General features: G+C 67.6%; 12 protein-coding genes and 1 pseudogene. 6 read left to right on the top strand and 7 right to left on the bottom strand.

All coding sequences use genetic code 11. The annotated features are described in order from the left end of the window. The first annotated feature begins 317 nt into the window (after positions 1–317). Positions 318–725, top strand: coding sequence for a DUF427 domain-containing protein (locus tag H3O04_RS25895; protein ID WP_011548045.1), 408 nt, complete (start codon positions 318–320; stop codon positions 723–725). 210 nt (positions 726–935) lie between these two features. After that, positions 936–1,928 carry a sulfonate ABC transporter substrate-binding protein gene (locus H3O04_RS25890; RefSeq protein ID WP_124478245.1) on the top strand — a complete coding sequence of 331 codons (993 nt, stop codon included), beginning with the start codon at positions 936–938 and terminating at the stop codon, positions 1,926–1,928. Positions 1,929–1,932: 4 nt separating this feature from the next. Here the strand turns inward: H3O04_RS25890 and H3O04_RS25885 are convergent, their stop codons facing one another. Then, positions 1,933–2,517 carry a putative glycolipid-binding domain-containing protein gene (locus tag H3O04_RS25885; protein WP_034174854.1) on the bottom strand — a complete coding sequence of 195 codons (585 nt, stop codon included), beginning with the start codon at positions 2,515–2,517 and terminating at the stop codon, positions 1,933–1,935. 197 nt (positions 2,518–2,714) lie between these two features. Here H3O04_RS25885 and H3O04_RS25880 point away from each other — a divergent pair, with 197 nt between their 5' ends. Continuing rightward, positions 2,715–3,623, top strand: coding sequence for a LysR family transcriptional regulator (locus H3O04_RS25880; RefSeq protein ID WP_124478244.1), 909 nt, complete (start codon positions 2,715–2,717; stop codon positions 3,621–3,623). 3 nt (positions 3,624–3,626) lie between these two features. Here H3O04_RS25880 and potE read toward each other — a convergent pair whose 3' ends face one another. Continuing rightward, complete coding sequence (gene potE, locus H3O04_RS25875) at positions 3,627–5,012, bottom strand: putrescine-ornithine antiporter (RefSeq protein WP_023478030.1); 1,386 nt, start codon at positions 5,010–5,012, stop codon at positions 3,627–3,629. A gap of 65 nt (positions 5,013–5,077) precedes the next feature. Beyond that, the gene (locus H3O04_RS25870; RefSeq protein ID WP_124478242.1) at positions 5,078–7,378 is read right to left on the bottom strand and encodes an Orn/Lys/Arg decarboxylase N-terminal domain-containing protein; all 2,301 of its coding nucleotides are present in this window, start codon (positions 7,376–7,378) and stop codon (positions 5,078–5,080) included. Between the two features lie 515 nt (positions 7,379–7,893). On the opposite strand from H3O04_RS25870, the gene H3O04_RS25865 reads away from it, so the two are divergent. Both H3O04_RS25865 and H3O04_RS25860 read left to right on the top strand, forming a co-directional pair. Beyond that, positions 7,894–10,074, top strand: coding sequence for an ornithine decarboxylase (locus H3O04_RS25865; RefSeq protein WP_034174856.1), 2,181 nt, complete (start codon positions 7,894–7,896; stop codon positions 10,072–10,074). A 223-nt stretch (positions 10,075–10,297) separates the two neighbouring features. Beyond that, on the top strand, positions 10,298–11,461 hold the full coding sequence (locus H3O04_RS25860) for an MFS transporter (RefSeq protein ID WP_202588724.1): 1,164 nt from the start codon (positions 10,298–10,300) through the stop codon (positions 11,459–11,461). Positions 11,462–11,497: 36 nt separating this feature from the next. On the opposite strand, the gene H3O04_RS25855 is transcribed toward H3O04_RS25860, so the two are convergent. The 3 genes from H3O04_RS25855 to H3O04_RS25845 all read right to left on the bottom strand — a co-directional run bounded on the left by H3O04_RS25855 (position 11,498) and on the right by H3O04_RS25845 (position 13,951). Further along, the gene (locus tag H3O04_RS25855; RefSeq protein WP_077179719.1) at positions 11,498–12,655 is read right to left on the bottom strand and encodes an iron-containing alcohol dehydrogenase; all 1,158 of its coding nucleotides are present in this window, start codon (positions 12,653–12,655) and stop codon (positions 11,498–11,500) included. Further along, positions 12,652–12,987 carry a putative quinol monooxygenase gene (locus H3O04_RS25850; RefSeq protein ID WP_006479285.1) on the bottom strand — a complete coding sequence of 112 codons (336 nt, stop codon included), beginning with the start codon at positions 12,985–12,987 and terminating at the stop codon, positions 12,652–12,654. Before H3O04_RS25850 ends, H3O04_RS25855 begins: the two co-directional genes overlap by 4 nt. Before the next feature lie 244 nt (positions 12,988–13,231). Further along, positions 13,232–13,951 carry an SDR family oxidoreductase gene (locus H3O04_RS25845; RefSeq protein WP_202588723.1) on the bottom strand — a complete coding sequence of 240 codons (720 nt, stop codon included), beginning with the start codon at positions 13,949–13,951 and terminating at the stop codon, positions 13,232–13,234. 134 nt (positions 13,952–14,085) lie between these two features. On the opposite strand from H3O04_RS25845, the gene H3O04_RS25840 reads away from it, so the two are divergent. Then, complete coding sequence (locus tag H3O04_RS25840; RefSeq protein ID WP_202588722.1) at positions 14,086–15,063, top strand: LysR family transcriptional regulator; 978 nt, start codon at positions 14,086–14,088, stop codon at positions 15,061–15,063. 85 nt (positions 15,064–15,148) lie between these two features. Here H3O04_RS25840 and H3O04_RS25835 read toward each other — a convergent pair. Next, positions 15,149–16,200: pseudogene (locus H3O04_RS25835) on the bottom strand (RNA-guided endonuclease InsQ/TnpB family protein). Positions 16,201–16,473: the final 273 nt, after the last annotated feature.

Raw genomic sequence — 16,473 nt, 5'->3', positions numbered from 1 at the left:
CGCGCGCCGCCCGCCGATCGCTTACCAATTAATTCCGCGTTGCTTATCGTCATGGCTGCATCCCGCTGCCGCTGCATGAGAATGTCCATGCGAGCGCCGCGGACAGGCTCGCGCACCCCGCCGCGACGCCCGCCCCCCGTCATGAGACCGCGCCATTCGCGCACGGCCGCGGGCGCCCTTCCGTCCCCCTGCAGGCTCCGTGAAATGGGTGCATCGTATCGGTTGGCCCACGCCGGCACCGGCGCGCGGGAATCCGCCCGGCGCGCAGGTGCCGGCACGGCGCGTCCGAGCGCGCCGCTCTTTCTGGAGGACCACGAATGTCGATCAACCCCGATACGCCCTCTCGTCCCGTGAAGTCGCCGGGCCCCGATCATCCGATCCTGATCGAACCGCATTCGTCGCGGGTGGTCGTGAAGGTCGCCGGCAAGGTCGTCGCCGATACGCGCCACGCGCTGGTGCTGCGCGAGGCCAGCTACCCGGCCGTGCTGTACATTCCGCGCGAGGACGCCGACATGTCGCTGCTCGAACGCACCGATCACGCGACCTACTGCCCGTACAAGGGCGATTGCGCGTACTACTCGATTCCGGCCGGCGGCGAACGCTCGACCAACGCGGTATGGACATACGAGCATCCGAATCCGGCCGTCGAATCGATTCGCGGGCACCTCGCGTTCTATCCGGACCGCGTCGATTCGATCGAGGAAAGCCTGCTCGTCACCGCGTGAGCGCGGGGCGCCCTGCCGCGTCGCCATTCACGTATCGTCCGGCCGCTGATTTGCATATGCGGATTCATTGGTTGGCCGTCGTCCCGCCGGCCCGTATCGTCTCGACTCCGGCGCGGGCCGGCCCGTTGCGTGCGTCGCCCGCATCCGGCCCGGCCCTGCGCCCGCGCCACCTTCGCGCGCGCCCCGTGAACCCGCCAGCAGGACGCCTCGATGAACGACACACCGCACGCAGACCTTGAAACGACCCCGGCGAACCCGCGCCGCCGCCAGTGGCTGCACGGCGCGGCCGCCGGGCTGGCCGGGCTCGCGCTCGGACCGCTCGCGGCCGCACCGGCCCGGGCCGACGACAGCGGCACGCGGCTGCGCATCGGCTTCCAGAAATACGGCAACTTCGTCGTGCTCAAGGCGCGCGGCACGCTCGAGAAGCGTCTCGCGAGCCAGGGCGTCACCGTGCAATGGCTCGAATTCCCGGCCGGCCCGCAACTGCTCGAAGGGCTGAACGCCGGCGCGATCGACGTCGGCACGGTCGGCGAAACCCCGCCGATCTTCGCGCAGGCCGCCGGCGTCGATTTCGTCTACATCGGCAACGAGCCGCCCGCGCCGCAGGGCGAGGCGATCGTCGTGCTACCCGATTCGCCGATCCGCACTCTCGCGCAACTGCGCGGCAAGAAGGTCGCGTTCAACAAGGGCTCGAACGTCCATTACCTGCTGGTGAAGGCGCTCGAGCATGCGGGCCTCACGTATGCCGACATCCAGCCGATCTACCTGACCCCGGCCGACGCGCGCGCCGCGTTCGTGCAGCGCAGCGTCGATGCGTGGGTGATCTGGGATCCGTATCTGGCCGCCGCCGAACGGCAGCTCGGCGCGCGCGTGGTCGCGAATGGCGAAGGGCTCGTGCGCAACACGCAGTACTACCTCGCCGCACGCAAGTACGCGGCCGCCCACCCGCAGGTGCTGCGCGCGCTGCTCGACGAAGTCGACGCGGTCGATCGCTGGGCGCGCGATCACGTGCCCGAGGTGGCCGCGCAACTGTCGCCGCTCGTCGGCCTCGACGCGCCTACGCTCGAAATCGCGCTCAAGCGCGCCGGCTACGGCGTGCAGCCGATCACCGACGCGACGGTCGCGTACCAGCAGAGCATCGCCGACGCGTTCACCACGCTGAAGCTGATTCCGGGCAAGCTGTCGGTCGCCAGCGCGCGCTGATCCGTCACGACGCAGACGCCGCGCCGACGCGCCGCCATTCGTCGTAGTCCGTGACGAGGCCCGCGTCGTCGATTTCGATGTCGGCCGCATACGTGCCGCTCTCGTAGCGATACACGTGCGGCGCCGTGCGCGTATAGCGCTGCTCGCCGCGCACGATGTCGAAGTCGGGAAAACGCAGCCACGCGGTGCGAATCTCCGCCGATTCGCCGACGGCGAGCGCCAGCCGCCGGATCGGCAGCGTATTGGTCGATGGACTGAAGCCAAGATCGATGTCGGTCGCGCCCGCGAGCATCGGGGCATCGACGCCGTCGATCGTCCACTGCCCCGCATCGCATGCGATGTCCCATTGCCGTGGCGGCGCCGTGCCGGTCCAATGCGTCACGCGCGCCGAGCGCGTGAACCAGTCGGTCGCGCATGCGATCGCGTAATCGATGCGAAACGGCGTGCCGTCGATCGCACCCGCGACCGCTCCCGACAGCGCGATGCCCGTTTGCGACGCGTCGAGCCGGCACCATTCGGCCGCCTGCCACGTCTGCACGATCTGCCAGGCGACGCAGTGCGTGCGTCGGGCTTCATTGCGTTGCGTCATGTCGGGTCTCCTGTCGGTCGCGCGGAAGAAGGCCGATTTTCGCTCACCGTGCGAATGAACGCACGCGGCCTCGGCGGCGCCATGAGTGCACCGGCCGATAGTCAGTATCGGCCCAACGCACACCATCGTCCCTCCACCGCTTTGGTACCATCCGTCGATCGGTAAAAATCGAACCGTAAGATACGAGGCGCGACTTCATGGATTTGTTGGCGACGATGCGCATCTACGTGAGAGTCGTGGAGCGCGGCACGATGTCCGGCGCGGCGCGGGATCTCGACATGGGCCAACCGGCCGTCAGCGAGCGCATCGAGAAGCTCGAAAAGCATCTCGGCACGCGGCTGCTGATGCGCAGTGCACGCACCCTCGCGTGCACGGAGGAAGGCCGGATTTTCTACGAACGCAGCAAGGCGCTGCTCGAAGCGGCCGAGCTGGCCGTTGCGTCGGTGTCGAAGACGGCGCATGCGCTCGACGGCACGATCCGGCTCGCGGCGCCGCAATGTTTCGGCGAGGTCGTGCTGCCGGGCGTGCTGATGCAGATCCGCACCGCATATCCGAAGCTGCACATCGACCTCGTGCTGAACGACGATATCGTCGATCCGGTCACCGAGGGCGTCGACATTTCGATCCGGGTCGGGCAGCTCGGCGATGGCGGCTTCATCGCGTACGCGCTCGGCGCGGTCGGCCGCGTGCTCGTGGCCGCGCCGTCGTATCTCGAGCAGCACGGCCCGATCGACACGAAGGCCGATCTCGCGAACCATCCGTTCATCCGCGTGAAAGGCGTGTTCGCGAACGAACAGGTGCCGCTGCGGCGCGACGGCGGTGCGGTCGAATACGCGCGCATCCGCACCGTCATGAACGCGAGCCACTGGCGCCCGATGTTCGACACGATCGCGGCGGGCGGCGGCATCGGCGTGGTCCAGCATCCGGCTTGCGCCGATGCGCTCGCGCATGGCCGGCTCGTGCGCCTGCTGCCGCACTACGACGTCCCCGACTTCGCGCTCAACGTCCTGGTGCACGCGCAACGGCCGCTGCCGCCGCGCGTGCGAGCCGTCGTCGATCTGCTGAAAAGCGAACTCCCGCCGCTGCTGACGCAACGTCAGCGCTAGCCGTCACGCCTGCAGCGACTTCCCCGGCTCCTTCACGTGCGCGTCGACTTCCATCTGGTAGAAGCGCGCGCTGACGAAGCCGAACAGCGTCCAGCCGAGGAACACGCACAGGCCGCCGAGCATCAGCGCCTGCTCGCCCGAGCTGAACAGCGCGTAGAAGCTGTATGCGGTCGCGACCATCGCGATCACGTTCGTCACGAGCGCCTTGCCCGGCGGCACCTTCGCGACCTTCTGGATCGTGATCAGCGCGGCCATCGACATCACGTAAGGCACCAGGTTCGTGACGACCGCGAGATCGACGATCTTCTGGAACTGGCTGCTCAGCTCGGGGCTGATCGTCATCAGCGCCAGCGCGACCTGCGCGACCAGCAGGATCACCATGCCGACGATCGGCGTGCCGGTGCGCGTCGCACGGGCGAACACCGGCAGGAAGTAGCCGACGTCCGCCGAGCTCTTGAACACCTGCGCGACCGTGAACTGCCAGCCGAGCAGCGAACCGATGCACGCGATCACCATCAGCGCGGTGACGATCGTGCCGACGGTCGGCGTGAACATCGTCGCGAACGCGATGCCGAACGGCGCGTTCGACTTCGCGAGAATCGCATTCGGCACGATCCCCGCGATCACGTTGGTCGACACGATGTAGAAGATCGCCGACGCGATCGTGCCGCCGAGCACGGCGATCGGCACGTTGCGCTCCGGATTCTCGACGGCGTCCGAGTTCGCGCACGCCGATTCGAGCCCGAGGAACGCCCACAGCGTCACCGCGATCGAGCTGCCGACGGCGGGCCCGAACGGCATGTGGTTCGGATTCCACGCGGCGCCCCAGGTCGCGCCGCTGAACCAGAACCAGCCGATCAGCGACACGACGACGACCGGAATGATCACGCCCCACACCGTCACCGCGCCGATCCGGCCGGTGATGCGCGAGCCGCCAAAATTCGCGACTGTCGTCAGCACGAGCAGGAAGATCGTCCACAGGCCCGTTTGCAGCGGCGACAGCGTCGCGTCGAACAGTACGGTGCCGTAGCCGACCGCCGTGACGCCGATCGCGACGTTGGCGATCACGAGCGACAGCCCGTACGTATAGTTCGCCATGTAGTTGCCGGCCTTGCCGAACGCGTACTCCGCGTAGCCGCCCATCCCGCCCGGCTTGCGGCTCAGCATCCCGCAGCGCGCGAACGCATAGGCCAGCGCGAGCGAGCCGCCGGCCGTGACGATCCACGACAGCAGCGAGATCGTGCCGACCTGCGCGAGCTTCGACGGCAGCAGGATGATGCCGGAGCCCATCATGTTGACCGCGGTGAGGACGGTGAGCTGCCAGACGTTCATCCGGTGCTTCTGCGCGGCCGCCGGGGCCGCGTCCGATAGGTGCGCTGCGTGTTCCATGGTGTCGATCCTTCGATGTGAGGCCGCCGCGCGGCCGGTCGCTCGTTCGTTCGCCCGGTCGGGTGTCAGGCGGTCAGGCAGTACACGCGGTACGTGCCGTCCTCGACCTCCACGCCGTGCGTGTCGTGCGCGAACCCGGGGAAACGCCGGTCGTACGCCTCGAGCGCCTTCAGGTAGCCGAGCACCGGGCCGCCGGCCGGCCCCGCGTTCTCGCCCGGCATCAACAGCGGAATACCCGGCGGATACGGCACGACGCCGGTGGCTACCGTGCGCCCGGCCAGCTCGTCGAGCGTGACCTGCTCGACGCGGCCCTGCACGAGGTGTTCGTACGCACGCACCGGGCTCATCTCCGGCTTCGGCAGGATCGAGAACGCCTCCGACATCAGGCGCGTCGTGCCGAGCTGCTCCATCGCCGCGAACATCGTGTCGGCCAGATCCTTCAGCCCCATGCCCGCATAGCGCGCGCCATGCTCCTTCGCGAGCGACGGAATCGCCATGTCGAGCGGCAGGTTCGCGTCGTAGTCGCGCTTGAAATCGCACAGCGCGCTGACGAGCGAGCCCCACTTGCCCTTCGTGATACCGATCGAGAACAGGAACAGGATCGTGAAATCGGTCGTCTTCTCGACGACGATCCCACGCGCATCGAGATACGCGGTGACGACGCTCGCCGGGATGCCGACCGGCATCAGGCCGCCGGCCGGCGCGACACCCGGCGTGACGATCGACACCTTGATCGGATCGAGCATGCAATAGCCGTCCTCGAGATTGCCGAAGCCGTGCCATTGCGCGCCGGGGCGCAGCACCCAGCACGCCGGGTCGCTCGCGAGCAGCTCGGGCGGCGCTTCGTGGAACGGCAGCGTGCGGCCCGTGCGCGCCTCGAGCACGGTGTCGGGCTGCCAGCATTCGAAGAACCAGTCGCCCTTCGCGCCGAATTCGCCGTTCATCCGCGCGATCATCTGCCGGAACGCGACGGCCTCCTCGATCGACTCGTGCGTCAGCGCGGCGCCGCCGGGGCCGTCCATCATCGCGGCCGCGACGTCGTTCGACGCGATGATCGCGTAGTTCGGCGACGTCGACGCGTGCATCATGAACGTTTCGTTGAACTGGCCATGCGGAATCGGGCTGCGGCCGTCGCGCACGTGAATGTACGACGCCTGCGATAGCGCGGTCAGCAGCTTGTGCGTCGACTGCGTCGCGAACACCGTCGGCCGATCCTTGTGGTGATCGCGCGGGTCGCCGTGCATCGCATGGCGGTCGCGGTAGATCGGATTGAAACGCGCGTAGCCGTACCACGCTTCGTCGAAGTGCAGCCGGTCGACGCTCGCGCCGAGCAGTTCCTCGACGCGCGTCACGTTGTAGCAAAGGCCGTCGTACGTCGAATTCGTGACGATCGCGTGCTTCGGCTGGCGATCGGCCAGCCCGGCCGCGAGCGGGTTCGATGCGATCGCCTCGCGAATCGCCACCTGCGTGAGGCGCTCCGGCGCGATCGGCCCGATGATCCCGTAGCGGTTGCGCGTCGGTACGAGGTAGGTCGGAATCGCGCCCGACATCGTCATCGCGTGCTCGGCCGACTTGTGGCAGTTGCGGTCGCACAGCGCGATCTGATCGCGGCTCACGCTCGCCATCAGGATGATGCGGTTCGACGTCGACGAGCCGTTCGTCACGTGATACGTGCGATGCGCGCCGAACACGCGCGCCGCGTAGCGTTCGCTTTCGCCGATCGGGCCCGAGTGGTCGAGCAGCGAGCCGAGTTCGCCCACCGAGATCGACAGGTCCGAGCGGAACAGCGATTCGCCGAAGTATTCGAAGAACGCGCGGCCGACCGGCGATTTCAGGAAGCCGGTGCCGCCGGTGTGGCCCGGCGTATGCCACGAGTATTCGTAGACGCGCGAGAACTTCGCGAGCGCGCCGAACATCGGCGGCAGCACGGTTGAGCGATAGCGCTCGATCGCCGCGTGAATGCGCCCGCCGATGAAGTCGGCCGTATCCTCGAGCAGCCACACGAAATCGTCGACCTTGCCCATCACCGCGGCCGGTACCGTCGACGCGACGCTGCGGTCGGCCAGCAGGAAGATCGGCACGCTGCCGTTGCGATGCCGGATCGCGTCGACCACCGCCTCGGACGGCCCGTGACCGTCCACGCCGAGATCCCAGTCGAGCAGCACGCACTGGATCGACGGATCGGAGCGGATCAGCACGATGGCATCGTCGGCGGACGTGGCCGTCAGCACGTCGACACCGCGTTGCGCGAGCTCCGCGCTCAGCGTGCGGACCGCGCGCCCGGTCGCGGTTTCCTGCGCGATCTCGTCGTCGATCAGTAGCGCACGCATGCCGAGACGACGAATGCCGCCGACGGAAGTATTCATGATGTTGCCCTCGCTGTTGCGTTGCTCTTCGATTGGTATCGTTCGTCTCACGAGCACGCGGGAAGCAGTCACGGGCAGCGGCATGAGACGCGCGCAATTCCGGCTTGATTCGCCATCCAGTTCGGAGCCGACTATGCCATGGATGCCTTTCGATGAGAAGCCGACGATTCGGTGAAACAATCGGCCCTTTCGAATCGGATTTTCATCATTGGATCATTTTTATGTGCGCTGCAGCACGCCAATTCCCGATGACTTGATCATGCTCATGCCGCCATGGAATTGCCGATTCCGATCGATTGAATCCGCGTGCATTTGTTGCTACGATCGGCTGCGCCGGGCCTTGTCCGATCGCGCTCGTGCCGCGCCGCGCAAGGCTTTCTGGTGCAATGCGCAATCGGCATTCAGCATTCAGCATTCGCGGGACCGTTTTCAATCGGCTGTAGCGCGTATCGGTTCACGATTGCGTCCCGGCGCGAATGCGGCTCCCGTTTCAGGTCATTTACCGGAGAGTTCGCGTGAGCCTGTTGAAAATCGCAGTCGAGCCGGCGCTGATCGGCGCCTTTCTCACCACGCATGAACAGGTCGACGTATTTCAGACCGATTTCACGAATATCGCGGCCATCGTCGTCGGCATCGATGCCGCGGAAAAGGTGCTGAAAACCGTCGAGCGAACCGGTTTCGCGATTCCGTTCTTCGTCGCGGTCGAGCCCGACCAGGAAGTGCCGCCGTCGGTCCTGCCGCGCGCGAGCGGCGTGATCCAGCTCCGGCACGGCGGCCGCCATTACTACGGCCGGCAGATCTCCGCCGCCGCCGACATCTACAGCGAGAACCTGCTGCCGCCGTTCTTCAAGGTCATGCGCGACTACGTGCAGCGCGGCTATGTCGAATTCGACTGCCCGGGCCACCAGGGCGGCCAGTTCTTCTCGAACCATCCGCTCGGCCGGATGTTCTTCGACTTCTTCGGCGAGACGCTGTTTCGCGCGGACCTCTGCAACGCGGACGTCCGGCTCGGCGACCTGCTGATCCACGAAGGGCCCGCGCTGGAAGCGCAGCGCAACGCCGCAAGGATCTACAACGCGGACAAGACCTGGTTCGTACTGAACGGCACGTCGACGTCGAACAAGGTCGTCACGAGCGCGCTGCTCGCGCCCGACGATCTCGTGCTGTTCGACCGCAACAACCACAAGTCCGTGCACCTCGGCGCGCTCGTGCTGTCGGGCGCGCGACCCGTCTACCTCGAGACCGCGCGCAATGCGTGGGGTCTCATCGGCGGCGTCGACAGCGCGGCACTCGGCGAAGCGCGCATTCGCGACGCGATCCGCGACGTCGCGCCCGAGCGCGCCGACCTGCCGCGCCCGTTCCGGCTCGCGGTGATCCAGCTCGGCACCTACGACGGCACGATCTACAACGCACGCGAAATCGTCGACCGGATCGGGCATCTGTGCGACTACATCCTGTTCGATTCGGCGTGGGTCGGCTACGAGCAGTTCATTCCGATGATGCAGGACTGCTCGCCGCTGATGCTCACGCTCGGCCCGGACGATCCCGGCATCTTCGTCACGCAGTCGGTGCACAAGCAACAGGCCGGCTTCTCACAGACGTCGCAGATCCACAAGAAGGATCGCCACATCGAAGGCCAGAAGCGTTTCTGCGATCACCGGCGCTTCAACAACGCGTACATGATCCACGCGTCGACGAGCCCGTTCTACCCGATGTTCGCGGCGCTCGACGTCAACGCGCAGATGCATGCGGGCCCGGCCGGCAGGCGCCTGTGGCGCGACTGCGTCGCACACGGCGTCGATGCGCGCAAGCTGCTGCTGAAAACCTGCCGGCAGATCCATCCGTTCGTCCCGCAAGAGATCGACGGCCGCCCGTGGGCCGACTATCCGACCGAGCAGATCGTCGACGACCTGCGCTTCTTCCGCTTCCACCCGGCCGACACGTGGCACGGCTTCGAAGGCTATGCGGACGACCAGTATTTCGTCGATCCGTGCAAGCTGCTGCTGACCACGCCCGGCATCGATCGCGACACGCACGAATACGCGGCGTTCGGCGCACCGGCGCCGATCCTCGCGCGCTACCTGCGCGAGCACGGCGTCGTGCCGGAGAAGGCCGACCTGTACACGATCCTGTTCCTGCTCACGCCGTCGGAGAGCTTCGGCAAGCTGCAGCATCTGGTTGCGCACCTCGCGCAGTTCGAGCGCCATCTCGACCAGGACACACCGCTGCGCGAAGCGATTCCGTCGCTGTGCGAAGCATATCCGGAGCTGTACGGCACGATGCGCCTGCGGCAGCTGTGCCAGCGCATGCACGACTTCTACCGCAGCCACGACATGAAGCACCTGCAGAAACAGATGTTCCGGCGTGCGCAGTTCCCCAAGCAGGCGATGCTGCCGCAGGCCGCGAATGCCGAGCTGATCCGCAACAACGTCGAGCTCGTCACGCTCGAGCGCATCGAAGGCCGGATCGCGACCGAAGGCGCGCTGCCCTATCCGCCCGGCATCTTCTGCGTGGTGCCCGGCGAAGCGTGGGGCGGCCCGGCGCTCGACTACTTCCGCGCGCTCGAAGCCGGGATCAACGCACTGCCGGGCTTCGAGCCGGAAATCCAGGGCGTGTACCTGCAGACGAAGCCGGACGGCACGAAGCAGGCGTCGGCCTACGTGGTCGCGGCCGGCGCCGACGCGGCGCGCATGTAAGCGCGGTGGGCGGCGGCGTGCCGCCCCCCGTCCTGTTCTCCGCGTCCGCCGCCCGACGCCGCCACGACCGCACGCCGGCACTTGCGCGCGTTCCGACCGTGCGGTACCGTCCTCCTTTCCGGGATAACCGAAGCCTCGCGTCGAAACCCATCCGTCGATTCGATCCGATGCGGCCGCGCCCCTGCCCGGCGCCGTCGCATCGCGCGTACAGGAGGGGTTTGCGTTGGACGTTCGCGTGTATCTGCTGGCCGCCGCCGTGTTCCTGGCCGGCGTTGCCGAAAACATCTGCGTCGGCATCCTGCCGGCGATCTCCGCCGGCCTTCACGTCTCGATCGCCGCTGCCGGACAGCTCACCACGATCTTCTCCGCCGTGTTCGCGCTCGCCGCGCTGGTGGCGGCCTCGTTCGTCGCACGGGTCGAACGGCGCACCGCGCTGCTCGCGGCGCTCGGCGCGTTCGCGGCCGCCAACCTGTGCGCCGCCGCGAGCCCCGGCTATGCGAGCCTGTTCGCCGCGCGCGTGCTGATGGCCGCGAGCTGCGCGACGCTGATCCTCGTAGCGACGCGGTTCGCGGCGGAACTCGCGCCGGTGTCGCAACGCGGCCGTGCGATCGGCATCGTCTTCATGGGGATCAGCGCATCGCTCGTGCTCGGCGTGCCGATCGGGATGCGCATCGCCGAATGGGCCGGCTGGCGCGCGGTGTTCGTGTCGATCGCGGTGCCCGCGCTGCCGCTCGGGATCTGGCTCGCGCGTGGGCTGCCGCGCATGACGCCTGCCGCGGCCGGCACGCCCGGCATGCCGTCGTATCGCGCCGTGCTGTCGCAACCGCGATTGCTCGCCGCGCAATGCGTGTCGATCGCAATGATCGGCGGCCATTTCACGCTGTTCGCGTATCTCACGCCGTATCTGCAGGCCGTGCTGTCGCCCGGCGCGGCGGCGCTCGAAGGCTTGTACGTTGCGTTCGGGATGGCCGGCGTGACCGGTGCGTGGCTCGGCGGGTTCTGCTCGGATCGGCTCGGCGCAGCGCGCGCGCTGTGCGCATGCCCAGCCGTGTTTCTCGTCGCGATGGCCGCGCTGCCGGCGGCCGGTGCGTCGCCGCTCGTGTTCGTGCCCGCGATGATGCTGTGGGGCGGCATCAGCTGGTCGATCTCGCCGATCGTGCAGAACTATCTGATTCACACCGGGCCGACGCTGGCCGATGCGAGCGTCGGCCTCAACGTATCGGCGATGCATGCGGGCGTCGCGCTCGGATCGGCGCTCGGCGGCGTGCTCGTCGGGCGCGATGCGCTGCTCGTTACACCGTCGGCCGGCTGCGTGCTGGTGGCCGTCGCGCTGGCATGCGCGTGGGTCGCGGCACGGCCCGCTCGGCAGGCCGTGCGCGCATCTTGAATCGTGCCGGGCGACGCGCCACGCCCGCCCGCCGCGTCACCAGGCCTGCCGGTAAATCTCCAGCGCGTCGGCCTCGGTCACCTCGCGCGGATTGTTCACGAGCAGGCGCGTCTGCAGCATCGCGTCCGACGCCATCCTCGGCAGATCGGCCTCGCCGATACCGACCTCGCGCAACGTGCGCGGAATGCCCGTCGCGACGATCAGCCGGTCGATCTCCGCGATCAGCGCATGCGTTTTCGCTTCGTCGCTACCCGTGGCCGACGGCGCGACGATGGCCGCCAGTTCCGCATACAGCGGCGCGGCGGCCGGCGCATTGAAGCGCAGCACGTGCGGCAGCACCAGCGCATTCGACAGCCCGTGCGGCACGTGGAAGATCCCGCCGACCGGATAGGCCAGCGCGTGCACGGCCGCGACCGGCGCATTCGCGAACGCCTGCCCCGCGAACATCGCGCCGACCAGCATCCCTTCGCGCGCGTGTCGGTTCCGGCCGTCGTCGCAGGCGGCCAGCAGGTTGCGCGACAGCAGCGTCAGCGCGTGCGTGGCCAGCATGTCGGACACCGGATTCTTCAGCCGCGCGGACGTGTACGCCTCGATCGCATGCACCATCGCGTCGATGCCGGTGGCGGCCGTCGCCGCGCGCGGCAGGCCGAGCGTGAGTTCCGCGTCGAGGATCGCGACGTCGGCGAACAGATGCGGCGACACGACCCCCATCTTGCGCGCCTCGCCGACCGTGACGATCGACACGGCCGTGACCTCGGAGCCCGTGCCGGCCGTGGTCGGCATCTGCACGAGCGGCAGCCGCGCGCTCGCGACCTTGTCGACGCCGTACATGTCGGCCAGCGCCTGCTGCCCCGGCGCGAGCACCGCGATCAGCTTCGCGACGTCCATCGACGAGCCGCCGCCGAGCCCGAGCACGATCTCGGCATCGGCCGCGACGGCCCGCGCGGTGGCTTCGAGCACCACGTGCTCGGGCGGATCGGCTATCACGTCGTCGATCACGGTGACCTGCCAGCCGTGCGCGGCGAGGCTCTCCAGCGCGGGCGCGAGCACGCCGCTGCGATGCAGGAACGCATCGGTGACGACGCACAGCCGCACGAGCGCCGGAAAGCGTTCGCGCAACAGCGCGCCGAGCCGGCGCGCGGCGCCGAATTCGACGATCTGGGTCGGAACGGTACGGAATTGAAACGGGTTCATCGGGTGCCTCCCGGTGGCGTCGCCGTGCCGGTGTCCGGCTGCACCATGTAGCGGGACACGTCGCGGCGATCGAGCAACGGCATGATCGCCCCGATTCCGATCCGCTGGAAATGCGGCGTTTCCCGATGCGCGTCGAGGCCGTCGGCATCGCGATAGCGTTCGAGAATCACGATGTGGTCGGGGTGCTCCGGCGATCGGAAATACGCGTAGTCGAGATTCTTCGGCTCGACCCGCGTGGCCGGCGCGAGTTCCGCGAGCAATTCGATCACGCGATCGCCGTTGCCGGGCTTCGCGAAGTAATGCGCGATGACCTGCAGGTAGGGTTCGTTCATGCTGCGCTCCAGGTTCGACACAAGCCCGTCATGACGGGAGCGCACCGCAGCCGCGATGAACCGGATGGATTCAAACGCGATGAGGCGGCACCGTATCACTGACGCGTCGTCGCATTGTATTGAATCGGCACGGCCTTCGCAGTGCCGCGACCGGCCGCGAAAACATCGAACCCAATCCCTCACGGCACGCTCACGGCGAACAGGAGCCCGGCCGGCCGCCCGTGCGCTTGCGCCACCACGCTGCTTACCAGGGCACCGTGCGTCCCAGATAGTCGAGGTATTCGAGCCCGGGCCGCGCCCGCTTCGCGAGCAACACGTCGACGAGGCTCGGCACACTCTCCTCGATGGTCAGGCGTGCATCGGGTCCGCCGAGTTCGGTGCGGACCCAGCCGGGCGCCATCAGCGCCAGCGCGCGGCGCGTATCGGCCTGACGTGCCGCGAAGCTGCGCATGAACTGGTTCAGCGCCGCCTTGCTGCCGCGATACACCTCGCGCATTCCGGTCACGTTGTTCGCGACGCTGCCCTGCCCCGACGACATGGCGCCGATCAGCCCGTCGTCGGTCACGAGATCCTGCAGCGTCTCGATCGCGCGCATCGGCGCCAGCGCATTCGTGATCATCACGCGCACGAATTCGTCGGTCGTCACTTCGCCGATCGCTTCATTCGGATCGTTGGTCGTGCCGGCATTCACGAACAGCATGTCGAAGCGCCGGCCCGACAGGCGCGTTCGTAGCGCGGCCAGTTGCGCGGGCTCGCAGATGTCGAGCGTGCCGATCTCGAGCCGGCCATCGAACCGGTCGGCCAGGTCGTGCAGCTTCGTGTGTCCCGATCCTTCGCGCACCGTGCCCGTCACGTGCCAGCCCTTGTTCAGGAATGCCTCCGCCATCGCCAGCCCGAGGCCGCGCGACGCCGCGACGAGGAGGATCGCGGGGGCGTTTCGTCGATTCGATTCAGTCGATTGCATGGTTTCTCGCCTTTGCCGTGTTTCGTCATGCGACCACTATAGGCGGGCACCACGACAGGCGCCAGACGCACCGGATGCAATCCATCGTTGCACCGAACGCCATGTCATATCCCGCAGTGGCGTATCCTGTCCGCATGGAAGACATCGACCTGAACCTCGTCACCGCGCTCGATGTGCTGCTGTCGGAAGCCAGCGTGACCGGCGCCGCGCGCCGGCTGGGCCTGAGCACGTCCGCGATGAGCCGCACGCTCACGCGGCTGCGCGCCGCCACCGGCGACCAGTTGCTCGTGCGCGCCGGGCGCAAGCTCGTGCCAACGCCGCACGCAGCCGCGTTGCGCGACCGCGTGCATGCCGTCGCGAGCGACGCGCGCGCCGTGCTCCGGCCGGCGACAGCCGACATCGACCTCGCGACGCTCACGGCCACGTTCACGATCCGGGCGGCCGCGTCGTTCATGGAAATGCTGTCCGGCCCGGTGGTGGCCGCACTCGGCGACGTCGCGCCGCGCGTGCGTATCCGCTTCGTCCCGAAGCTCGACCGCGACCCGCAAGCGCTGCGCGACGGCACGGTCGACCTCGAAATCGGCAAGCGCGGCGACGACGCACCCGAGCTGCACACGCGCATGCTCTTTCACGACTGGCACGTCGCGGTAGCGCGCGCCGGCCATCCGCTGTTCGCGTCGGCCCGGATCACGCCCGCGCGCTATGCAGCCTGCCGCCACGTCATGGCGGTCCAGCTCGGCGATTTCGGCGGGCTGGCCGACGATTCGACCGTCAACGCGGGCGACGGCCCCGTCGTGCACGTCGTCGTGCCAGGCTACCCGGACGCGATGCGTGTCGCGGCCAGCACCGACCTGATCGCGCTGGTGCCGCGCTCGAGCCTCGGCAACGCGTGCTCGCAGGGGCTCACCGAAGCCCTCGGGCTGCGCAGTTTCGAGATCCCGGTCCGTCTGCCGGCGATCCTCGTGTCCGCGCTGTGGCATCCGCGCATGCACGGCGACCCCGTGCATCGCCGCCTGCGCGATACGGTCATCGCCGTGTGCCAGCGCGCGTATCCGGATTCCCGGCCGCCACGCACCGCGGCGCGCGGCAAGGGGACGCCTGCCGCTGGCTGACCGCCGGCCGACATCCCGCCGCTCAAACCAGCCGGCCGCCGCCGTCGATGTGCAGGATTTCGCCATTCTTGACGTCCTCCTCTCCCTAAAGGGAGAGGATTCCCACACCTGGCGATGCACGTCCGCATCGGAGAATGTTCAGCGCAGCGTTGATATCTCGATCATGCTCGACACCACAGTCACTGCAGGCCCATTCTCTTATTCGCAGTCCCGCGATACCTTTCGGCCGCGTCGTGCTGTCTTTCGATCCGCACGACGAACAGGACTGGGTCGAACCGCTTTCGTCGACTTCCTCAAACGTGGCTCCGTGCGCGATCGCTTTGTAGCGGAGCTTGTTTCGGAACGACGACCAGGACGCGTCGTAGACGCTCTTCGCCATCCTGGTTCTGGCGAGTTTTGCGGCCGACACGTTGCCGACCGCGATGTAATCGAAGCGCCGCACCAGATCGAGCGCGAGCTTGTGCTGAAAATCGGCACGGACATTTGCCACTTTGGCGTGCAACTTCGCGATATGCCGCTTGTGCTTGTGCGCACGCTGCGCTTTCGCCAGCTTTTCCGCCGCTCGTCGGCCGAACCGGTCATTGGGCAACTTCTCGCCGGTCGAAAGTGTGGCGAAGTCTTTCAGGCCGAGATCGATGCCGACGCCGGAACGGATCGGACGAGCCTGAACATCGGGCATCTCGATCACGATGTTGAGGAACCAATTACCACGCGCATCCTGCGCAAAGTTGGTGCCGTCCTTGATCTTGCCTTCGGGAAGCGATCGGCTGTTGAACACGCGGAAGGTGTTGCCGGCGAAACGGAACGCGTCACCCTCGCGCTTCAGGTCACGCCCCTTCAGCGGCCCCAGCCCAGCGACTTCCTGCCGCGATAGCGCAGGTAAGGGCGTCGACGCTGGCTGCGCGACTTCGCGTATTGCTCGCACGTTGCGTTGACCGCGCCGGAGTGAATACCGAGTTCCTTGCTGCTGCCGGTCGTCAGCACGTTCAGATCGAATCCCGTCGGCCACTTCTTGTTCCACTTGAGCGCGTGCTTCTGCGTGTCGTTGCAAAAGTTCCAGACGTAGTTCACCGCACGGCTCTACTTGTTAAGCAGTCCGTTGAGCGATTTCACGCGGTAGCGGTAGACAAGGATCATGCCGGCGATCCTAACCCGTGGAAGAAGATGCCTGTCAACTGCACGCCCTTCCTTCCCGCCATCAACGGCGGGGTTTCTCGGAGCAACTGATGAACCGATTGCCCAGCAGGGATCGCCACGCAGCCGACCCGCTGATCGCCGGGGCCGATCGGGCGCCTTTTCCACGCGCCGCCGAATCCCCCTATCGCGGCCCGGCCGGGCCGCGCCGGCAGCCCCTTCGGCTAAAATGCCGCACTTTCCATCTTGTCCGGCCCGCTCGCCATGCAACCCGCC

Origin of the sequence: Burkholderia sp. KCJ3K979 (assembly GCF_016759955.1) — a bacterium.
In the GTDB taxonomy this organism is placed as follows: Bacteria; Pseudomonadota; Gammaproteobacteria; order Burkholderiales; family Burkholderiaceae; genus Burkholderia; species Burkholderia orbicola.
This window is presented reverse-complemented; position numbering and strand designations above follow the sequence as displayed.